Below are 22,538 nucleotides of genomic sequence, written 5' to 3'. Positions count from 1 at the left end.
TGGAACGTGCTTTTTTTGGCTTCGTAAGCTTGCGGCACTTTCTATACCTTGGCAGGTGTTATACCAAAAGCCGACAGGTTGTTGCCTCTTTCTGTTAGCACTACACTTTTTAAAGAAGGCAGAAATAGGGGCGTTAAAAGGGAAAGGGGGGAAGAATCATGCTGGCCAAGCAGGCAGAACAGGCAGTAACAATCGGAGAAACACTGCTTAAGGCAACAGGCATAAAGCGGGTATTCGGGAAAGGGAATGCCGGAGTTACGGCTCTGTCAGATATCCAACTTGATATTCCGGCCGGTTCCATGGTCGCGTTGAAAGGACGTTCAGGCTCCGGCAAAACAACATTGCTTAATATTTTAAGCGCGCTTGATGAGCCCACTGAAGGGCAGGTTTTTTTTCAAGGGATAGAAATGACCGGCTTATCGGCCAAAGAGAGGAATGCCTTGCGCCGCAAGGAGATCGGATTGGTCTTTCAGTCGTTCGGGCTGATTCCGCTTATGTCCGCTTACGAGAATGTGGAGTTTGGGCTTCGGATAGCAGGCACGCAGGTGAAAGGGAACAAGGAAGCAGCCGAACGGGCTCTCGAACGGGTGGGCATGCGGGAGCGGATGAAGCATCGTCCGATGGAGTTGTCCGGTGGAGAGCAGCAGCGAGTGGCCATTGCGCGTGCCATTGCGCATGAACCTGCGCTTCTGATCGCAGACGAGCCCACTGCGGAATTAGACAGCCGAATGGGACTGCAGGTGATGCGGGTATTCAGGGATCTGGTTAACCGTTCCGGAATGACGATTCTGCTTACTACGCATGACCCGGGTATTATGGAGCTCGTCGATCATGTTATTGCATTGGAGGATGGAAAAATTGTATCCGAAACAACGAATCATGCGCCTCTTATCTAGCAGGGGAACAAAGCGGGCTGCTGTCTTTGCAATCATTGCATTAACACTGTCGGGCTGTTCTCTTCTTCCCCGCGAAGAAGCGGTACTGCAGCCACCGCTTATTCAGCCGGTTCAGGAAAAGCTTGATCTGGTGGAGGCAACTCGCGGCAGTATTCAAACCTCGCTGAAGGGTACGGCAACCTTTGTTTCCTCGAATGTGAAGACGCTGTCATTTACCGAATCGGGCGGACAGCTTAAATCCGTTAATGTCAAGCTTGGGCAAGAGGTGAAGGCCGGCGACCTGCTGGCTGAGCTGGAGACAGAGGATCTGGCGCTGCAGGTAAGGCTGCAAAAGCTGAGCGTAGAGCGGGTGCAGCTTCTGTATAGCGAAGCCGTGAGGGATGGAGCTTCCGGAACAGACAAACGGCTCAAGGAAATCGACCTTGAACGGGAACAAATATCGCTGCAGGCCATGCAAAGCAGGCTTAACAAGTCGCAGCTGTACTCCCCAATCTCGGGAACGGTGATCTACGTCGATTCCATTAAAACGGGGGACCGCGTAAATGCCTATCAAACCATCGTTACGGTGGCCGACCCCTCCAGCATGCAATTGACTTATGTGGCATCGGATGCCAAGGATGTGCTTGGCGTGGAGGCAGGAATGCCCGTCAGCCTGAAGTACAAGGGAAAGGACTATACGGGTAAAGTGCTGCAGTCTCCATCGAGCGCTCCGGTCAGCACGGATCAGGCAAAGCCGAACGGCAATGCCGTAACCATTGTTATGGGGATCGATCATGCGCCAGACGGCATTCAAATCGGACATAGCGCCGATATGACCATTGAACTTCAAAAACGCGAAAATGCCATCGTGCTGCCCCGTAAGGCGATCCGGTCTTACATGGGCCGATCCTATGTACAGGTTGCAGACGGCGAGCGGAAAAAAGAAGTGGATGTCGAGGTGGGTCTAACAACCCCAACCGAGGTGGAGATCGTTAAGGGGCTTGAGGAAGGACAGCAGGTCATTCTGAACAATTGACGGTATAACGAAGCCTTGATGACAGGGCGCAAGAATGAGGTGTACGCATGGCATTATGGACAATGATTCTCCGCAAGATGGCAAACAACAAATGGCTTCAGCTGAATTTATGGTTTGGTCTGACCGTATGCGTGGCTCTTTTCAGCTCAATGCCGCTTTATTCGAATGCCATTCTAGAGAGGACTCTGCAGAAGGAGCTTCAGCTGGTCCAAAGCAAGAATTCCGTATATCCCGGTTACGTGAGGGTCAGCACATCGGTTTCTTCGACCAAGATGGATCAGAAAACGGCTCAGGCAATTGGACGCGCGGACCGGTACATTCAATCGATTCCAGAGCGGATGGGATTGGAGGCGCTGTCCTTTTATCAGCAGCGCTTCACCCAAAAGATGAAGGTGTACGGGGCGGATGCATCAGAGCAGGAGAAGAAGACGCAAAAGACAACGGGAGGCTTCAAATCGTTGTCCGATATGGAAAAGAGAGTGCGTCTGATTGACGGCCGAATGCCGGTTGACCGCACGGACGGCTTGTTTGAAGCGGTGGTTACGCAAAAGTTTCTGAATTCCGTTAAACGCGATTTAGGGGAGGAACTTCTGGCGGAGACGGCGGATAAGCATTTGTTCCGGGTCATTCCGGTGGGGATTATCGATACCGATCCTGCAGCAGATCCATATTTGCCTTTTCTGGCGACGGATGAGCCTGACGGATTTATCATTCCCTTCCAGCAATTCGAGCGCGAATTTATTGCGAAGGACGGCAAGGTAAGAGTATCCGACCTGGAATGGCGTTATGCACTGGACTACAAGCAGATGAGCATTGATAAGATCGAGGCATTTACCGAAGCCAATCGGGCGATTCGAAGTTATTTCCGCGGACGGCTTGGTTCCGCAGAGATTAATATTCCCGCGAATGAGACGATAGCCTCCTATCAAGGCAAGCAAGATAAACTTGATGTGATGATGCTGTCTTTGTATTCTCCGGTGATGCTCATGCTTGGTTTCTATCTGTATATGGCGGCAAATCTCGTCATTGAAAGGCAAAAAACGGAAATATCAGTTCTTCGAAGCCGAGGAGCCAGCCGGCTCCAGATTATGACGGCTTATACGCTGGAAAGCTTGGTGCTTGGAATTAGCGCACTCGCCGTGGGTCCTTTTCTTGGCGTTACCTTCACGAAAGTATTGGGGGCCGCGAGCGGATTTCTTGAATTTGTGCAGCGCTCTGCTCTTGAGGTCAGCTTGACAAGCAATGCGTACAAGATTGCGGCCGCGGCTGTAGGCGGAGCGATCGTACTTATCCTGATCCCGGCGTTTCTCGCAACGCGGGTATCGATCGTCAGCCATAAGCAGCAGGCGGCAAGACTGACCAGGATCTCCTTCTGGCACAAGACAGGCATCGATGTTTTGCTTGCCGGCCTGGCTCTGTATCTGCTCTACAATTTCAATAACCGGCAGGAGGATTTGAAGCGTCTGGCCCTGAATTCGGATGACCTGCAGGTGGATCCGCTGCTGTTTTTAATGCCCGCGCTATTTGCGCTGGGAGCCGGACTGCTGGTGCTAAGAATTTATCCATGGTTTATTCGGCTTGTTTATTGGGTCGGGCGCAAGTGGTGGCCGCCGGCGCTGTACAACACGCTTATACAAATCAGCCGTTCTTCAGGCCAGTATTTGACGATCAAAGTATTTCTGATTTTGACGGTATCTACCGGTTTGTTCAGTGCCAATGCGGCCCGGACCATCAACGATAACATGGAAAGCAAAATCCAATATAACATTGGCGCAGATATGACCTTGACCACGCGATGGGAAAGCGACGCTCCTCCGCCAAGCCTGCAGGGGGCCGAGCTTCAGAATCAGATGGGAGACAATTCCGGCGAGAAGCGGGTGCAATATACGGAACCGCCATTCCAGCCTTTTCAAGAGCTCAGCGGTGTTGAAGCATCAGCCAAGGTGTTCCGGAAGGAAGGGGCCAGATTCAGCGCAGGCAGCGCGAAAAAAACAAACGGCGCAGCCACGCTGGTTGGTATCGATACGAAGGATTTCGGTCAAACCGCCTGGATGAAGGACGGTCTTCTCGATTATCCGATCAACAGCTATCTGAATCTTATGGCGACCAATCCGAAGGCCGTTCTCATCTCGCGGTCGCTTGCTGACGCTGCAAAGGTAAAGCCAGGAGATCCGATAACCATTTATTGGGACGGACTGGATGAGGCTTTGTTCACCGTCTACGGCATTATTGATTATTGGCCGGGCTGGAATCCGCTGCCTGCTGCTGCCGATGGTGAAGAAAAACCAACGAAGCCAAATCTGATCGTCGGCCATTTAAGCACGATTCAGAACCGGCTGGCTGTTGAGCCTTATGAAGTGTGGCTGAAGCTGAAGGACGGCGTTTCCAGCCAGTCCGTCTATGATCAATTGACCGCAGCCAAAATCAATGTGACCGGTCTGCATGACGCGAAGCAGGAGCTGATTACTTCCAAGAATGATCCGTTCCGCCTGGCCATCAATGGAGTCATGACGCTGGGCTTTGTCATATCCATGCTGATCAGCTTTTTTGGCTTCCTGTTGTTCTGGGTGCTCGCCTTATCCGGCCGAACACTGCAATACGGGGTTTTGCGGGCAATGGGGATTCCATTCCCGCAAATTATCGGCATGCTGCTCAGCGAACAGCTCCTTACCTCCGGCGCGGCCGTCATTATCGGCGTGTTAATCGGCAATATGACCAGCGAGCTGTTCGTCCCTCTTTTCGAAATGTCATTTGCAACGGCCGAGCAGGTTCCGCCATTCGAAATCGTCTATAAGCTCAGCGATTATTTGCAGCTTTACAGTATCGTAGGCCTTACTCTCACGATCGGACTGCTTATACTTGGCTACCGGCTGTCCCGGACGCGGATTGCTCAGGCGCTGAAGCTGGGGGAGGAATAAACCATGATCAGATGCGAGGAGCTCGTCAAAATCTACAAAACCGCCGATCTCGAGGTGGTTGCTTTGCAAGGATTGGATATGCAGGTCGAAGACGGTGAGCTGATGGCAATCATCGGCAATTCCGGGAGCGGGAAGTCGACCCTGCTGAATATGCTGGGCGGTCTGGATAAGCCTTCTGCAGGCAGGCTGTTCGTAGACGGCAAGGATTTGCTGGCGTTCGGCGAAAAGGAGCTTGTGAAGTATAAACGAGAGACAGTTGGTTTTGTATGGCAGAACAATGCCCGCAACCTCATTCCTTATCTGACGGCTCTTGAAAACGTAGAGCTGCCCATTCTCCTGAAGGGGAGGCGGCGCAGAGCCCGTGCAATCGAGCTGTTGGAAGCGGTTGGACTTGGCCATCGCTTGAAAAACAAGCTCAGCGAGCTATCCGGGGGCGAGCAGCAGCGGGTGGCGATTGCCATCGCCTTAGCCAATGAGCCCAGGCTGCTTCTCGCGGACGAACCAACCGGCTCGCTCGACACAAAGACCTCTGAGCAGGTGCTGGATCTGTTCCGGAACCTCAATCAGACGCTTGGCATTACCGTCGTGATCGTCACGCATGACCCGCTGCTGGCCCGCAAGGTCGACAGGGTCGTGCAGATCCGGGACGGCAAAACCTCTGCGGAGATGATCCGCAGAGAATCGTATGCCGATGAGCTGGCACGGCTGGATGCCGAGCATTTGCAGGCCGAGCAGAAAAGCCATATCGAATATGCGGTTCTCGATAAGGCAGGACGTCTCCAGATTCCCGCAGGCTATTTGGATGCCGAGGGCTTCAAGGACAGCAACAAGGTGCGAGTTGAGATGGAGGAAGGGCGCATCATCCTTTATCCGCAGGAAATGATGCCATGATCCGCTCGTAAGGGCGGTTAATGGAATATACAAGAAAAGCGAAAGGTGAGGTGTATTAATGAAGAAACAAGGTTTGAAACGCTCTCTTTCAGGCGTGCTTGCCATTGCTGTGATGCTGGCTTCCTTGTCCTTGAGCATGCTGCCGAAGCAGGCGGAAGCGGCAGCAAGTACGGTGAAATTGACAACGGATTTTGAAGACGGCACGGTCCAAGGCTGGCATGGACGCGGAGGCAATGAAGTGCTGTCTGCCTCGGGAGTCGCTGCTCACACCGGGTCCTACAGTCTTCAGGTAACGGGCAGATCGCAAGGCTGGAATGGCCCGCAGCTCGATGTAACCTCCATGATGACGGAAGGGAAAACCTATGCACTTGCCGCGTGGGTCAAGCTTCCGGCAGGAACAGCTGCCTCATCGGTATCGATGACGGTTCAGCGTACGACGGACGGAACTACGAATTATGAAGGGGTTACCTCCGGGAATGTTACAGGAGACGGTTGGGTAAAGTTTAGCGGCCAATATCAATTGAAGCAGCCGATACAAAGCCTCTCCGTTTATTTTGAAGCATCCTCTAACCCGACACTGGATTTTTATGTAGACGATTTTTCGATCGAACAGCTTCCAGAACCGGAACCTATCGTTATCCAGCAGGATATTCCCTCCTTGAAGGATGTATTTGCCGATGATTTCAAGCTGGGAACGGCCGTATTGGTTAATGAAATCGAAGATCCGAACAGTCCGGATGCTCAATTGGTTAAAAAGCATTTCAACAGCTTAACTGCCGGCAATGAGCTGAAGTGGGATGCTACGGAGCCGCAGGAGGGGCAGTTCAACTTCACGCGCTCGGACAAAATTGTTGATTTTGCGGTGGAGAACGGTATTGCCATGCGCGGTCACACGCTGATCTGGCATTCTCAGACACCAAGCTGGGTGTTCTACGATGAGAATGGAAACCTGGCAAGCAAAGAGCTGCTGTTTGCCAGGATGAAGCGTCATATCGACGCTGTCGTTGGCCGTTACAAGGGCAAGATCTACGCATGGGATGTTGTGAACGAAGTGCTTGAGCCGGGCGATAAACAGCCGGGCGGTCTCCGCAACAGCTTATGGTATAAGATCGCGGGAGAAGAATTTATCGAGAAGGCATTCGAATACGCGCATGAAGCGGACCCAAATGCGAAGCTGTTTATCAATGACTATAATACGAATATGCCGGAGAAGCGGCAGGATTTGCATGACTTAATCAAACGTCTGAAGGATAAAGGCATTCCGGTTGACGGCGTTGGCCATCAGACGCATATCGGCATTGAGTATCCGCAGGTTCAAGAGCTTGATGACATGATACAGGCGTTCACGGATTTGAATATTGAGCAGCAGATAACAGAACTGGATATGAGCGTCTATACCAATGACAATGATGCTTACGAGACATTCCCATTGGAGCTTCAAGTAAAACAAGCGAAGCGGTATAAGGAAATTTTCGATGTATTCAGGAAGCACGCAGATCAGCTGACCGCCGTTATTTTCTGGGGCAAGGACGATTTAAATACGTGGCTGCGCACCTTCCCGGTCGACCGCAATAACTGGCCGCTGCTGTTCGACGAACGGCTTCAAGCGAAATATGCCTATTGGGCACTGGTAGATCCAAGCAGGCTTCCGGTAGACATTCAGAATGCATCGGCGGCAAATGCCGTTGCGGAAATTGACGGCAAGCTGGAGGATGCCTGGAACAGGTCGCCTTACGTCTCCGTTAAGAGCGAAGGAACGGCTGTCGCCAAGTTCAAGTCGCTGTGGGATTCACGCTACCTTTATCTTACGGTTGACGTGACGGATCCAAGCACGAACGGAAATGATGCGGTAGAAGTATTCATCGACGGCAATAACGGTAAAACAACCTCTTACGAAGTGGATGACAAGAAATATACGTTCCGCCGGAGCGGAGCAAATCCGGGTAAGCCTGCTGATTACAAAGCCGTTAAGCTAGCCGACGGTTACCGGATTGAAGCGGCTATTCCGGTTAATGGCCTGTCGCTGAATAACAAGCTAGGATTTGATGTACGCATTGTCGATAAGGCGGGCAGTACAGTAACAAAAACCTCCTGGAACGACAGAACGGGGTCGCAAGATGCCGATACGTCCAAATATGGGGTTTTAACCTTAATAGAAGGTCCGCAATATACGGAAGCTCCAATGGGATCGACCGTTGTTGACGGCAATATAGATTCCCTCTGGAGCAAGGCAAACGTCATTACGACAGACCGCTGGGTGCAGGGAACAAACGGGGCTACAGCAAAGGTTAGAACGCTCTGGGATGAAGGGCATTTATATGTACTTGCGGAAGTGACGGATGCATTGTTATCCAAGAAAAGTCCTAATGTGTGGGAGCAGGACTCGGTAGAAATATTCGTTGATCAGAACCAAGCTGCAACTGCGAGCTATCAAGCGGATGATGGGCAATACCGGATTAACTTCGACAACGAGCAAAGCGTGAATCCCGGCTCTTTAAGCGGAAATCTGGTATCTGCGGTAAAACGCACCGCTGATGGTTATCTGGTAGAAGCCTCCATTAAATGGAATGGCACGCCTCCGGCAGCCGGGGACATCATTGGCTATGATGTTCAGGTGAACAACGATGAAGACGGCGATGGGGATCGTGACAGCGTGGCGATTTGGAATGACCGTACAGGGCTGTCCTACACGAACACTTCCGGCTTTGGCCTATTGAAGTTGTCGGAAACAAAGTAAACGAGCGCAGCACCAAAAAAGCTTTCCGTTAACCCGGAAAGCTTTTTGTTCTGGCTTCAATGAGACCTATGGGAAAAACCGGTCAAAGTCCGGGACTTAAGGATAAGTCCAAAGACATGACCGGTTTCTTATCGTTTGCAAGCGCTTACCGAAATAAAGATTCCTATAAACTCATTAGGCATAGATCGTGCTTTGTTTGCGGTACTCATTAGCGCTTGCTCCCGTGTATTCCTTGAATTTCTTATAGAACCAGTCAATTTCCGTGTAGCCTACTTCATTGGCAATCTCGTAGATTCTCATATCCGTTTTCTCCAGAAGGAGCTTTGACTTCTCCATTCGCTGCTGAAGAAGATATTCGTTAAACGACATGTTTTCCTGGTCTTTGAATTTCTGGCCAAGATAGGCACAGTTGAAATGCAGCATGTTCGAGATTTTTTTCAAAGTAATATTCTCATGCATATGCTCCTGGACGTATTGCTTGACGAGATCAATGATGGATGGATTCCGGCTTCTTTTATTCTCGTAACTTAAGGTTAACCGTTTGGAGTGAACGGATTGAAGGTCAAGCTCTTTCTTTACCTTGCACAGGCTGGCAGCCAGATCTTCCGGCTGTACGGGATCCGCTATGTAATCGCTTACTTGAAAGGCCATTGCTTTTCTTAGCAGCTGGAAATCATGACTGCCTCCCAAAAGAATAATAGAGACACGGCTAAGCTCGCGGATTTGTTCGCAGAGCTGCATTCCCGCAGCCTGTGAAGGTTTAAGATCTATAAGAATGAGGTCGAACATCCGAGTGCCAAGAAGAGCTTGAGCGTCAGAGAGAGAATCCGCATAGGCATGAAGCTGGAAGCCATGCTGCTCCCATGGAAGCAGCAGTCTGGTTTCCTCTCTCGAAATCTTGTCGGGCTGAACAAGTAATGCTTTATACATAAAGCTGAACCTCGCTTTCCGTAGGATTGTCTCTGACGGATTATGGTTTTTATTATTGTTCATGACCCCAGCAGGTGACAATGTGCATTTCTTTATCCATCATCCATTTGTTTACCTCTTCGCAACAAAGCATCCCGGGAGCCCGCATTATTCCTCGAAACCTATAAATTGACAGGTCATTGACCTATCTGCTGGCGGGTTGTTGACCGGAAATGTAAGCGCTACACTTTTTCCTGTAAACCAATTTAGGGGGGACCAATGTGAGAGTAAGAAAGACGATTATGATGCTTTCGACTTTGATGTTAGCGGCTTCATTAACGGCATGCAGCGGGGGAAGCGGCGGCAATGGCGGCAAAGGCAATGCAAGCGGAAACGGCAATAATGCCGATGCGACAGCAAGCAATAATGCCACAGCCTCCAATAATGCCTCAGCGTCGAATAATACCGGCAGCGTGGAAGAGGATACTTCGTCTCCGGAGATGGATTTCGACATGGGGGGCAGAACGATCAAGGTCGTCTCCTGGTGGGATATGACCATCGGAGAGGACAATCCGGACAATATCCAGCGCAAGAAGAACCTGGAGGAGCTTGAGAAAAAGCATAACTTCAAGATGGAATTCGTAGCGGTTGATTACGGCGAATACCAGCAAAAAGTTGTCGCATCGCTCCTTGCCGGTGAACCGCTAGGCGATATTGTGAGACTGGGCAAAAACTACACCATTCCTTCCCTGGTTCAGCAAGATCTGTTATGGCCGGTTGACGAATACACGAAAAACACAAAGGTGTTTAATCCAAAGGCTACCGAATTCATGTCGTACAACGGCCGAGGCTACGCCTTCTCCGAGGGGCAAGGCAATCTGATTACCGGCATTTTCTATAACCGTACCCTCCTTAACAAGCTTGGTATTAAGTCTCCTCAGGATTACGTGAACGAGGACAATTGGAACTGGGATACCTTTACTCAAGTAGCGAAAGACGCGAACAAGGATACGAATAATGACGGCAAGCTGGATACATGGGGACTTGCTTCTGCCGGATTTATGGATCCTGCTCTCGTCTCCAATGAAACAAGCCTGACGAGTGGCGATAAGCAAAATTTGGATGATCCAAAAACCGTTGAAGTCTTTAACTTCCTGTCCAAGCTGGCAACCGAGAAAGTGGCTCGCCCAACCGAAGGCGGGGACTGGACGGAACCGGGGCAATTTTTCCGTCAAGGCAATACGCTTATGTATGCCGGAGCTATGTATGAGATCGGCGGCTTGAAAACGGATATGAAAGACTACGATATCGGTTTTGTACCATTCCCGAAAGGGCCAAGCGCTACCGCGTACCACTCGGCCGAGGGAGCATTCCAGGCTTTGACCATTCCGAAGAGCGTCGAGAATCCGGATCAGCTGGTATACATCTGGGAGAAAATCAACGATATCGATTCCATCTACGATTACGCGGATCAAGCGTCGCTTGAGAGCAACTTCACGGATGAGAAGGATATCCAGAACGCGCGCGACGCAGGCGCAGGCATGCTGGTGCTTGACAGCGCAACGTTCCCGAAATTCCCTTACTATGAAATGATCGGCGAACTGACTTCAGGAAACTCGGTGTCAACCGTGATCGACAAGTATAAAGCGCAGGCTCAAGCTGCCATTGATGAGGTTTACAAAAAGTAACGTTAAAAGCTAATGCCAACAGTCCCCATTAGAATCCTCACAATGGGGACTGTTGCTAAAGCGTAATCTCTTGCCGCAGGAGGGGAGAAAAGTTGAGCAACAAAAAGCGCTACGGAATTGCCATACTGGTTCTACTTGTATTTTTTTTGTCCATATGGGCGTTCTACCCTTCGGGTCAGCCGCATAACGGACGCGCTCAGGCAATGGGCGGATTTCAGGCGGTTACGGATTCCGATAAAGGCGGCTATAACGAGTATTTGAAAAGCTATTCTGCCGATGACAGACCGTCTCAAGTAATCCGCGTAGAAGGCGAAAGCTTTGCCGCTACCGTTGGAGAAGGCTTTGAGGTGGCTGATCAACCCGAGGGTCTGAGCGGGAAAGCCGTTATGACGCCGGATGCCGGCTCGATAAGCTGGAACGTTCCTGTCGAGCAAGCCGGGCTCTACAATATCCGGATTCATTACTACCCGATGGAGGGGAAAAGCTCCGCCATTGAACGCAAGCTCACGATTAATGACGAGCAGCCGTTTTCAGGAGCTGAAGATCTGTTGTTTGACCGGCTTTGGGGTAACCGTGATGCCGGGATTCAGAGAGACGACCGGGGAAATGATCTCCGTCCAAGGCAAATCGAGCAGCCGGCTTGGCAGCTCAAATCATTTATGGACAGCGAAGGCTATTATGCGGAACCCTATTTGTTCCACTTCGACAAAGGTGTGCAGAAGCTTACGCTGACGGCTTCCCGGGAGCCGATGGCCATCGACTATATCGAGCTGTATCAGGATCAGGCCGTCAAGTCCTACGCGGATATAAAAAAGGATTATGAAGCGGAGGGCTTAAAGCCCGCGAAGGATCAATATATGATGATTCAGGCAGAGGACGCGGTGCTAAAATCGTCTCCGACGCTATATCCCTTGTCAGACAAATCAAGTCCTTCCGTTATTCCGTATGATGTGTCGAAAATCAGAGTTAACGCAATCGGCGGCGTGAACTGGAAGCTGCCGGGGCAGTGGCTGGAGTGGGATGTGGATGTACAAGAGGATGGATTGTATCAGATCGCATTAAAAAGAAAGCAGGATCAGCTTCGCGGTGTATACAGCACACGCAGTCTGATGATTGACGGGGAATATCCGTTTAAAGAAATGAAGCAGATTCCGTTTAATTTCGATATGGACTGGAAGATGGATGTCATGGGCGGCGATGAGCCCTATTTGTTCCATTTGACCAAAGGCAAGCATAAGCTCCGTCTGTCCGTATCCCTGGGCGAGATCGCTCCGCTGCTCCAGACGATTGAATCAAGCGTCCTGCAGCTTAATGAGATATACAGAAAGATTCTGATCATTACCTCCAACTCGCCAGATCCTTACCGCGATTATCAGCTGGAGAAGCGGATTCCGGAGATGACGGAGGTGTTCAAGACACAGGCAGCTACCATCAAAAGCGTAGCCGATTATCTCGAACAATCGACAGGCGAGCAAAGCGATAAAGTAGCGGTTCTCCATACGATGGTCAATCAGCTTGAAGAGATGGCTGCCAAACCTGAAACGGTTGCTAAACGGCTGGCCGCTTTCAAGATTAACGTCGGCGGGCTTGGTACTTGGATATTAAACGTAAGAGTACAGCCGCTTACGCTGGACTATTTAGTTGTATCATCTCCGGAAGCCAAGCTTCCGCGGGCAAGCGCGACCTTCTTCCAAAAGGTTAAGCATGAGCTCGGAGGACTGGTTGCTTCTTACACGGAGGATTACGACAGCATTGGCAATACCAAGCAAAGCGGCAAGTCGATCACGGTATGGATTACGACCGGCCGGGACCAGGCCCAAGTATTAAAGAGCATGATCGATGAGAGCTTCACGCCGGAGTCGAATATATCCGTGAAGCTGAGGCTTGTTCCGGCCAATATTCTGCTTCCCGCAACGCTGGCCGATGAGGGACCGGATGTGGCCATGCAGATTGGGGAAGATGTACCGGTCAACTATGCGATGAGGAAAGCGGCGGCGGATTTGTCCGTATTCCCCGACTTCAAGGAAGTTGCTTCCAGATTCAATGAAAGCGCTTTGGTTCCTTATGAATTCAGCAAAGGTACCTATGCCTTGCCGGAGCAGCAGACCTTCCCGATGCTGTTCTACCGGAAAGACGTGCTTGCAGAGCTAGGCTTAACACCGCCTAAAACCTGGCAGGAAGTATACAATATGATCTCCGTGCTGCAGAAGCATAATATGGAATTCTGGCTTCCAATCGATGACGTAAAGAATAATGCGAATCTGACACCGAACGCAACCTTTTCGATGATGCTCTATCAGAATAACGGCAAGTTCTATAGGGATGATGACAAGAAGAGTGCGCTCGATTCGGACATTTCCATGGAAGTTTTTAAGAAATGGACGCAGTTCTATACCAACTATAAGTTTCCGCTGATCGCGGATTTCCCGAACCGGTTCCGTACCGGCGAGATGCCGATTGGGATCGCGGATTATACGACTTACAACAATTTGGCGGTAATGGCGCCCGAGATTAAGGGGCTCTGGGATTTCACGATGGTACCGGGGACGGAAATGCCTGACGGCACGGTAAATCATGAAGTGGCCAGCCATACAACCGCAGTGATGATGCTGGAGAATGCCAAGGATAAGGATGCGTCTTGGGAGTTCATGAAATGGTGGACCAGCAAGGAAACGCAAATTGCTTATGGCCGCGAGATGGAAGGATTGCTCGGGGAGGCAGCTCGTTATCCGACTGCCAATATAGAAGCGCTTGAGGAGCTGCCTTGGCCGGTGAAGGATTATCAGAATCTTGAAAGCCAGTGGCAATGGGTAGAGGGGATTCCTCAGGTTCCGGGCGGATATTTCACAGGACGCCATCTGGACAATGCCTTCCGCAAAGTCGTCAACGGCAATGAGAATCCACGCGAGGCATTATCGGATTATCTCTTGTATATCAATGACGAAATCGCGATTAAGAGAAAAGAATTTAAATTACCGAACTAGCTTGGGGGTGAAATCAATGCCTGATCAATCCGTATCCGTTCCTGTGCCTGCGCCCAATCTCGTCCAGCAGCCGGTTAAGGTATCCAGATGGACGCAATTGTTCAAAGAGATTAAGAGAAACAAGCACTATTATATCCTGATGAGCCCGTACATGATTATTTTCACCCTGTTTACGATCATTCCTGTTTTATTCTCGATCTGTCTTAGCTTCTTCTATTTCAATATGCTCGAATTTCCAAGGTTCGTTGGTTGGGATAATTATTCCAGGCTGTTCTTGAATGACGATGTCTTTATGGTTGCCTTGCGCAATACATTCATGTTCGCCGTTATTACAGGACCAATCAGCTATTTCGCCTGCTTTCTGTTTGCGTGGATAATCAATGAGCTGTCTCCGAAGATCCGGGCTGTTATGACCTTGATTTTTTACGCGCCATCCATCTCGGGAAATGTCTATTTCATATGGCTGATCGTATTTTCTGGAGACCGGTATGGTTATTTGAACGGTTTCCTGATCAAATTCGGATTTATTCTGGAACCGATTCAATGGCTTACGAATGAGAAATATATTCTGACCATCGTCATTATCGTTCAGTTATGGCTAAGCCTTGGTACCAGCTTCCTTGCTTTTATCGCGGGGCTTCAGACCATTGACCGGTCTCTGATAGAAGCTGGTACGGTAGATGGAATCCGTAACCGGTGGCAGGAGCTATGGTTCATTACGCTTCCATCCATGAGACCGCAGCTGTTATTCGGCGCAGTTCTTCAAATTACGGCTTCGTTCGCCGTTGCGGATGTTTCCATTGCCTTGGCGGGCTTTCCGAGCGTTAACTACGCAGCGCATACGATCGTCACGCATTTGATGGATTATGGCACGATCCGTTTTGAAATGGGCTATGCATCGGCCATTGCAACCGTTCTCTTCCTGATCATGGTGGGTGCCAACAAGCTGACCCAGAAGCTGCTTAGAAAGGTCGGTGAGTAACGTTGAACAGTTGGACAGCGGTTTTCCGAATGCAAAGAAAGCTTAACCGCTCCTTTACCGTCAGCTTTTTATTATTTCTGCTCCTTGCCGTATTTGGCCTGTTTATGGCCATACCGCTTGTATATGCGATTAACAACGCATTCAAACCGCTAGATGAGCTGTTTATATTCCCGCCGAGGATTATGGTTAATAATCCTACGCTGGATAACTTTTTCGACTTGTTTGCGTTAATGGGCAATTCCTGGGTTCCGCTGTCGCGCTATATTGCGAATACGCTCGTTATTACGCTTGTAGGAACGTTTGGGCATATCCTGCTCGCGTCGGCGGCAGCCTATCCGCTTGCCAAGCACAAATTCCCGGGTTCCCAGATTATTTTCTCGACGGTCGTTCTGTCCTTGATGTTTTCCGGTACGGTTACGGCCATCCCGAACTATATGATGATGTCATGGCTAGGCTGGATTAATACTCATTTATCGATCATTATTCCATCCCTTGCGTTCCCGCTCGGACTATTCCTGATGAAGCAGTTTATGGAACAGATCCCGGACGCGCTCGTGGAAGCCGCCAAGATTGACGGAGCCAGCGAGTACCGGATCTATTGGCAAATCGTTATGCCGAATGTAAAGCCGGCCTGGCTTACCCTTATGATTCTGCAATTTCCTATGCTGTGGGGCTCTGACGGAGGCAACTTCATATACAGTGAGAACCTGAAGACCCTTCATTATGCATTAGGCCAAATCGCGCTTGGAGGTATTGCCAGGGCAGGCGTTGGCGCGGCAGTTGCGCTTATTTTGATGGTCGTTCCAATTACGCTCTTCATCCTATCCCAGAGCAGTGTCATCCAGACGATGGCAACTTCAGGGATGAAAGAGTAGAAGGGGGGCGAAGCATGATGCGAATACAGAACAAATTGTACCTCCTCCTTGCCTTAACCTTGTTATTAGGCATAGGCACGGGAGGCACTAAGGTGCGGGCTGCGGATGGCGCAGAATCCTATAACTATTCTTACTGGGGATTAACGACCGCGGCTCCGGCAGCTTATCAGGCTAACGTATTGTGGAACGGGGAAAGCATGGGGGCAGGTGCTTTCAAAGATCCAAGCGATTTTCAGGTGACCGCGGATAAACAAATCTATGTTTTGGATTCAGGCAATAACCGGGTCGTTGTGCTGGATGACAAGTTTCATCTCGTAAGGACGATCAGCTCGTTTGTCCGCGACGGGAAAGAGGAGACCTTCAATAACCCTCAAGGGTTGTTCGTTACCGAAGGCAAAGAGCTTGTTATAGCGGACACCGGCAATAAACGGATCATTCAACTGGATCAGAACAACAATCTGGTAAAAGTTATTGAGGCTCCCAAATCGGATATGCTGTCCGAGAAATTCGATTTTCAGCCGGTACGGGTTGTTGTCGACAAGGCGCAGCGGATATACGTCATGTCCACCGGCGTTTATGACGGCTTTATGGAATTTAGTCCGGACGGCACGTTTACCTCGTTTGTCGGCGCGAACAGGGTCTCCTTTAATCCAACGGATTACTTATGGAAGATGCTGTCGACCAAAGCGCAGCGAAGCCAAATGGTTATGTTTACGCCGACGGAGTTCACAAATCTGGACATTGACAGGGAAGGTTTTATTTATGCAACGAACGGGCAGGACAGCGGGAATGTCAAAAAGCTGAATGCCCAAGGCAATGATATATTGCGGCGAGAAGGCTACTTTGCTCCCGAGGGCGATATCCGCTACATGAGCGCAACCGGACCGTCCCGACTGATCGATATAGATGTTGGCGACAGCGAGATTTATTCCATCCTTGACGGCAAAAGGGGCAGAATTTTCACTTATGACGGAGATGGCCATTTGCTGTATGTTTTTGGCGGGCTTGGCAATCAAATGGGACAATTCAATACGCCGGTAGCCATTGAGCGGCTTGGCGATGAATTCCTCGTACTTGATAAAGCACTTGGCGAGATAACCGTCTTCCAGACAACCGAATACGGCCGCACGCTGAATGAGGCTGTCAGAGCTTATTACAATGGCGACGAGGACAAAGCCTTTACGTTGTATCAAAAGACAATCAGTATGAACGCCAATCTGGAATTTGCTTATGCGGGGATCGGCAAAGCACTGCTTCGTCAAGGCGATTATCATGAAGCCATGAAATATTTCAAGAAGAGCATGGACCAAAAAGGGTATTCCAAGGCATTCCTGCTCTATCGGAAAGAAGTGCTTCGCGAATACTTCCCGGGCATTATGACAGGTATTCTCTTGCTTCTTGTCTGCTGGTTTGGAATAAGCAAATACCGGAAATGGAAAGGAGGGAAAAAGGTTGCCTTTATTAAGCAGAGAGCTGTATAAATATCCGTTATATCTGATTTTGCATCCCTTCAACGGCTTCTGGGAATTGAAATACGAACGCAGCCGGAAGCTGAACCTGATCATTTCCTTTGCCATATTGTTCCTGCTGATTGTCATGAAGATTATGCAGACGCAGTACAGCGGATTTCTTGTCAACATTGTTTATCCGGACAGTATAAACAGCCTGATGGAGAGCTTGTACGTGATCGTACCCGTCTTGTTCTGGTGTATCGCCAATTGGTCGCTGACCACCTTGATGGACGGAGAAGGCAAATTTGTCGATATTTTCACCTCGACTTGCTTTGCCCTGGTTCCGCTTCTGGTTATTCAATTTCCCTGGATAGGCCTGAGCAACCTTATTTCGCTCGAAGAAGTATCCTTTTACCATTTCTTCAGTAATGTGTCCGTGCTTTGGTGTGCCTATCTTCTGTTTGTCGGCAATATGACCGTGCAGCAATATTCGCCGTCCAAGACAATCGGAACAATCATTCTCACCATTGCGGCAATGGCATTTATGGCTTTCTTATGTTTATTGTTTTTTAGTTTGATTCAGCAGATGGTTGCGTTTGTGCAGGTTATACACCAAGAAATCGTGCTCAGGCGTTAGTAAAGGAGGCAAGAAGATGAATAAGGCCAGAATGGCCCTGCTAACCGCATGCTGTCTGGTTGGGATCCTGCTTGCCGGATGCTCGGATTCAGCTTCGGGCAAGCAGGCGGGAGAAGCTGACCAGGCCGCAATGACATTTACGCAGGGAAAGGCTCTGAGCGCTTCCTTCACGGATCCCCTTTTTACTGACATGAAAGGGGTTGCCGAGAATGATCAGCTTCGATTATTCGCGGATGATCAGACTGGCGCTATTGCTATTCTTAATAAGCAAAGCGGAGAGGTTTGGCGCAGCAACCCCCCTGGGAGCAGCGAAGACGCCATTGCCGCCGGCGTGAACAAGGATTTATTATCGTCCCAGATCAAGCTGGATTTCTACAATGATTTCGGGCAGCTTAATTCGATTAATTCCTATACGGACAGCGTTGTTAATAAACAGATTAGCATGGAGAAGCTCCCCAATGGGCTCAGCGTTACCTATCAATTCGGCAAGGTGGAGAAAACGCTGGAAGATATGCCGAAGATGATGAGCAAAGAACGCTTTGATGCCGCCAACAAGAAGTTGGATAAAACCGGGCAGCGCGCGTTAAAAATCGCCTATAAAGAAAATAAGGAACAGACGGCCTATGAACGGAATGACAGTGCGTTAAACGGGCTGCAGCTGGACCGGGCGCTGAAAGCCCTGGAAGCCGCAGGATATACGGAGGAAGATCTGAAGAAGGATATGGAGGAGCTGCATTTCACCCAGGTGAAAACAGCCCCGAGAATATTCGAGGCGACAATCAAATACACCTTGGATGGCAACAGTCTTGTCGCTGCCGTACCGGTGGCTGACATCCATTATCCTGAAGAGTATCCGGTAAACAGCGTTTCTTTTCTAAATTTCTTTGGGGCAGGCGGAACGGGGGACAAGGGTACGATGCTTGTTCCGGATGGCTCTGGCGCGCTTATTCGCTTTAACAGCGGGAAAACCCGCTATCCGTCCTATCAGCAACTTGTCTACGGCCAGGACAACACGATGGCAAGAACCGAAGATACGTCAAGAGAAGAAGCGGTAAGACTTCCGGTATTCGGTATCATCCGCGAGAACGGCGCTTTCCTAGGCATTATTGAGCAAGGGGAGTCTGTTGCAACGATTAATGCGGATATAAGCGGCAGGCTGAACAGCTATAACTATGTTTACCCGAGCTTTAATGTCATCAACAAAGGCCAAGTAACGCTGGATGCGAACGGCCAGCAGCGCTCGCTTCCGAAGTTTCAGGAAAATCCGATGAAGTCAGACTTTGTTGTCCGGTATGCTTTCCTGAGCGGAGAGGATGCCAGCTATCAAGGAATGGCCAGCTACTATAAAGAGTACTTGGTTAATAATAAGGCTCTGCCCGTTCAGGAGAAAGCGGCAGATGGAGAGAATATTCCGTTCTATCTCCAGCTGGACGGAAGCATTTCGGATAAGAAGCATTTTATGGGCATTCCTTACCGTGCGCTAGAGACACTGACGACCTTCAAGGAAGCCAAGTCTATTATCAATCAAATGAAGGAACTGGATATTCATAATATTAAGTTGAAATATGCCGGATGGTTTAACGGGGGACTTGATCATAAAGTGCCCAAATCGATTTCGGTAGACGGGGAAATTGGCGGAAGCCAAGGGCTGAAGGATCTGGCATCGTTTGCGTCAGGCAACGGCGTTACCCTTTATCCGGACGTAGCGTTTCTTACAGCCAATACCGGCAACGATTTTAATGAATCCAAATCGGCATCACGAACGCTAAGAGGGGATCCGGCAGCGCTATATCCGGCAGATTTGGCATTGAACCGGCGAGATATTTCCAAGTCTCCGTCTTATATTGTTTCGCCTCGGCTTGTGGATAGTTTCGTAGATTCGACCTTGAAAGGCATGAATAAGTTTAATGCGAACGGTATCTCGGTCAGGGATCTTGCCGATCAACTAAACAGTGATTACCGGAAGCATAACCAGATCGACAGGACGGAATCCGAGGAGATTTCCAAAGCAGCGATGGCGAAGCTGAAGGATCAGAAGCTGCAAGTGATGGGTAACGGCGGCAACGCCTATGCGCTTCTGTACCTGTCCGATCTCACGAATGCTCCAATGGGCAATAGCGGATTCAAGCTGGAGGATGAACAGATTCCGTTCTATCAGATGGTGATCCGCGGGAGTGTGGAATATACGGGCGCGCCGTATAACCTTTCGAACTATACGAACGACAAGCAATATATTCTGAAGTGCCTGGAATTTGGCTCTAACGTGTATTTCGAATGGATTTACGAACCGAACTATTCCGTTAAGGATACGGATCATAACGAGCTATACGCCGTGAACTATAAGCTGTGGATGGATAAAGCCGCAGGCATGTACCAGGAAGTAAACAAGGTACTGAAAAATGTGAGGAATGAGCCGATTACCGGACATGAGAAGCTGCAGCAAGGCGTGTATAAAACGGTATACGGAAACGGCTTGTATGTCATTGTCAACTATAACCGCTCACAAGTGACGGTAGAAGGCAAAAGCATTGAAGCCGAGAGCTACTTGACGGGTGGTGACCAATCTTGAAACGGATAGTAAAGCTTGGCATGAAGCATCGAACCTATGCGGAGCAAAAAGCGCTGTTAGGCTTCCTATTTGTATTGCCTTGGCTGCTGGGGTTTATCTTGTTCTTTATCATTCCGCTGGTCAACTCTTTCCGTTACAGTCTCAGCAAGATTGAGGCCAATTCATCCGGAATAAAGATCAGCTATATTGGATTCGAGAACTATATCAACGCCTTGACCGTGAATACCAGCTTTAACCGGACATTAACCGAGGCCATCCTTAACATGGTGGTAAACGTGCCGCTGATCGTCATTTTCAGCTTGTTCCTGGCCGTTCTCCTTAATCAGAAGTTTATCGGTCGCTCGATTGCCCGCTCGATTTTCTTCCTGCCCGTCATTTTGGCATCGGGGGTGATCATGACTCTGGAGACGTCCAGTCTCGTGCAAGCCGTTAATGACCAGAACCAGGGTTCGGGCGGCGCCATTCACGCTTTAGGCGCTTACGAGCTGGCAGGGCTTATGATGGACGCAGGCGTCAGCGAGAGCGTCGTTGATTATTTGACCGGCGCCGTGGAGCGAATCTACCAGATCGTCAGTCAATCCGGCGTGCAGATTCTGATCTTCCTTGCCGGCATTCAGACCATCTCCCCTCAGCTATACGAGGCATCCAAGATGGAAGGGGCAACCGGCTACGAGGCGTTCTGGAAGATTACTTTTCCGATGGTCAGCCCTCTTATTCTTGTCAATATGATTTATACCATTATTGACTCCTTCTCAAGAAACGGGATGACGGATTTGATTAAAGAGACGGGTTTTACCAACTTCGATTTCGGGCTCAGCTCGGCCATGGCGTGGTTATATTTTGCGTCTATTATGCTGATCCTGCTCGTCAGCTCCTATATCGTTTCGAAGAAGGTCTTCTATCAAGAATAGAAAGAAGGTGAGCTCATTGATTATGGCCCGATTGTTATCGTTTGAAAGCTGGAAGCGCTGGATTTGGTCATTTGTCAGACTCGTGCTGATTGCCGGACTATCCTTTGTTATCCTGTACCCGATTATTCAAAAAATATCGACAGCGATAAAAGCAAAAACGGATCTCTACTCGCCGATTGTGGTATGGATTCCGGAGCATTATTCGCTCGAGAACTTCAAGAATGCCATCTCCATTATGGATTACTGGAAGACGCTGCTGAATACGTTCACGCTCTCGGCAACAACCACAATTCTGACTGCGATATCCTGCGCTCTGGCGGGCTACGCCTTCGCGAGATTGAAATTCAAAGGCAGCAATCTGCTGTTCGGGGGCGTCATTCTGACGATCATGGTCCCGCCGACAACGATACTTATTCCGATGTACCTGAATTTGAAGGACTTCAGCCTGATGGGGCTTATTCCTCTCATTACGGGAAAATCCGTGAATTTACTGAACTCCTACTGGCCGTTTATCTTAACCTCCATTACGGCGAATTCCTTGAAAGCCGGATTATATATCTTTATCTTCCGGCAGTTTTTCCGGGGCATTCCGCGGGAGGTCGAAGAAGCTGCCTATATGGATGGAGCGAGCGTTGGTCAAACGTTCCTGCGCATCATGCTGCCTAACGCGATTCCTTCTATTATTACGGTACTGCTTTTCTCGTTCGTCTGGCAGTGGAACGACAGCTTTTTCACGACCACCTATCTCACCTCGAGCAACGTGATGTCGACGCAGCTGTCGTCCTTGCCTTATAACCTTTCTATTATTCTTGGCAATGACGCTTCTGCCAAGGATCCGTTCTACTTGAGTATGGTACAGGACACGGGGATATTGCTGGCGATACTGCCTCTTATTGTTTTATATCTGTTCGTACAGCGATATTTTGTTGAAAGTATCGAAAGAACCGGACTCGTCGGATAAAAGGTTTCGATGTCAGTCGAGAACGGGAGTTTTATTTAGAGATAGAACCTACCTCTATACGCGGTCGCTCATCTACCGAGAGGCCGAGGGTAGAGGTTTTCTCATTTCACAAGA

General features: G+C 49.6%; 15 protein-coding genes. 14 read left to right on the top strand and 1 reads right to left on the bottom strand.

Translation table 11 applies throughout. From position 1 onward, the window contains the following. Nucleotides 1–158: 158 nt before the first annotated feature. Genes ACR9FF_RS20860 through ACR9FF_RS20840 form a run of 5 tightly spaced genes read left to right on the top strand, consistent with a single transcriptional unit; the run spans nt 159 to nt 8,457 of the window. Nucleotides 159–896, top strand: a complete 738-nt coding sequence (locus ACR9FF_RS20860) for an ABC transporter ATP-binding protein (RefSeq protein WP_127490665.1) — start codon at nt 159–161, stop codon at nt 894–896. After that, on the top strand, nt 859–1,911 hold the full coding sequence (locus tag ACR9FF_RS20855; RefSeq protein ID WP_317980174.1) for an efflux RND transporter periplasmic adaptor subunit: 1,053 nt from the start codon (nt 859–861) through the stop codon (nt 1,909–1,911). The genes ACR9FF_RS20860 and ACR9FF_RS20855 overlap by 38 nt, the downstream gene beginning before the upstream one ends. 47 nt (nt 1,912–1,958) lie before the next feature. Next, nucleotides 1,959–4,829 (top strand): FtsX-like permease family protein, encoded by a 2,871-nt coding sequence (locus ACR9FF_RS20850; RefSeq protein WP_435164396.1) that lies wholly within the window; start codon nt 1,959–1,961, stop codon nt 4,827–4,829. 3 nt (nt 4,830–4,832) lie between these two features. Then, entirely contained in the window at nt 4,833–5,720 is an 888-nt protein-coding gene (locus ACR9FF_RS20845) for an ABC transporter ATP-binding protein (protein ID WP_127490662.1), read from the top strand. A gap of 58 nt (nt 5,721–5,778) precedes the next feature. Beyond that, nucleotides 5,779–8,457 carry an endo-1,4-beta-xylanase gene (locus ACR9FF_RS20840; protein ID WP_435164394.1) on the top strand — a complete coding sequence of 893 codons (2,679 nt, stop codon included), beginning with the start codon at nt 5,779–5,781 and terminating at the stop codon, nt 8,455–8,457. 174 nt (nt 8,458–8,631) lie between these two features. On the opposite strand, the gene ACR9FF_RS20835 is transcribed toward ACR9FF_RS20840, so the two are convergent. Next, a complete protein-coding gene (locus ACR9FF_RS20835; protein WP_127490660.1) occupies nt 8,632–9,387 on the bottom strand; it encodes a response regulator transcription factor in 756 nt (251 codons plus the stop codon). 260 nt (nt 9,388–9,647) lie between these two features. Between ACR9FF_RS20835 and ACR9FF_RS20830 the strand changes: the two genes are divergently transcribed. The 9 genes from ACR9FF_RS20830 to ACR9FF_RS20790 all read left to right on the top strand — a co-directional run bounded on the left by ACR9FF_RS20830 (nt 9,648) and on the right by ACR9FF_RS20790 (nt 22,424). Beyond that, a complete protein-coding gene (locus ACR9FF_RS20830) occupies nt 9,648–11,054 on the top strand; it encodes an extracellular solute-binding protein (RefSeq protein WP_435164391.1) in 1,407 nt (468 codons plus the stop codon). 92 nt (nt 11,055–11,146) lie between these two features. Then, nucleotides 11,147–14,038 (top strand): extracellular solute-binding protein, encoded by a 2,892-nt coding sequence (locus ACR9FF_RS20825; RefSeq protein ID WP_435164389.1) that lies wholly within the window; start codon nt 11,147–11,149, stop codon nt 14,036–14,038. Between the two features lie 16 nt (nt 14,039–14,054). Continuing rightward, on the top strand, nt 14,055–15,020 hold the full coding sequence (locus ACR9FF_RS20820; protein ID WP_435164387.1) for a carbohydrate ABC transporter permease: 966 nt from the start codon (nt 14,055–14,057) through the stop codon (nt 15,018–15,020). Between the two features lie 29 nt (nt 15,021–15,049). Next, a complete protein-coding gene (locus ACR9FF_RS20815) occupies nt 15,050–15,895 on the top strand; it encodes a carbohydrate ABC transporter permease (RefSeq protein WP_127490658.1) in 846 nt (281 codons plus the stop codon). 14 nt (nt 15,896–15,909) lie between these two features. Then, nucleotides 15,910–17,376, top strand: a complete 1,467-nt coding sequence (locus ACR9FF_RS20810; RefSeq protein ID WP_435164385.1) for a hypothetical protein — start codon at nt 15,910–15,912, stop codon at nt 17,374–17,376. Next, nucleotides 17,348–17,983 carry a YIP1 family protein gene (locus ACR9FF_RS20805; protein WP_041613544.1) on the top strand — a complete coding sequence of 212 codons (636 nt, stop codon included), beginning with the start codon at nt 17,348–17,350 and terminating at the stop codon, nt 17,981–17,983. The genes ACR9FF_RS20810 and ACR9FF_RS20805 overlap by 29 nt, the downstream gene beginning before the upstream one ends. Nucleotides 17,984–17,999: 16 nt before the next feature. Further along, nucleotides 18,000–20,552 (top strand): DUF5696 domain-containing protein, encoded by a 2,553-nt coding sequence (locus tag ACR9FF_RS20800; RefSeq protein ID WP_435164383.1) that lies wholly within the window; start codon nt 18,000–18,002, stop codon nt 20,550–20,552. After that, the gene (locus ACR9FF_RS20795; RefSeq protein WP_201002155.1) at nt 20,549–21,463 is read left to right on the top strand and encodes a carbohydrate ABC transporter permease; all 915 of its coding nucleotides are present in this window, start codon (nt 20,549–20,551) and stop codon (nt 21,461–21,463) included. The genes ACR9FF_RS20800 and ACR9FF_RS20795 overlap by 4 nt, the downstream gene beginning before the upstream one ends. Nucleotides 21,464–21,485: 22 nt before the next feature. Next, a complete protein-coding gene (locus ACR9FF_RS20790) occupies nt 21,486–22,424 on the top strand; it encodes a carbohydrate ABC transporter permease (RefSeq protein ID WP_435164380.1) in 939 nt (312 codons plus the stop codon). The last annotated feature ends 114 nt before the right edge of the window (nt 22,425–22,538 follow it).

Origin of the sequence: Paenibacillus glycanilyticus, from assembly GCF_051200795.1 — a bacterium.
Taxonomy (GTDB): domain Bacteria; phylum Bacillota; class Bacilli; order Paenibacillales; family Paenibacillaceae; genus Pristimantibacillus; species Pristimantibacillus glycanilyticus.
Note: the sequence above shows the minus strand (reverse complement) of the source record. Positions and strands in the feature narration are given on the sequence as shown.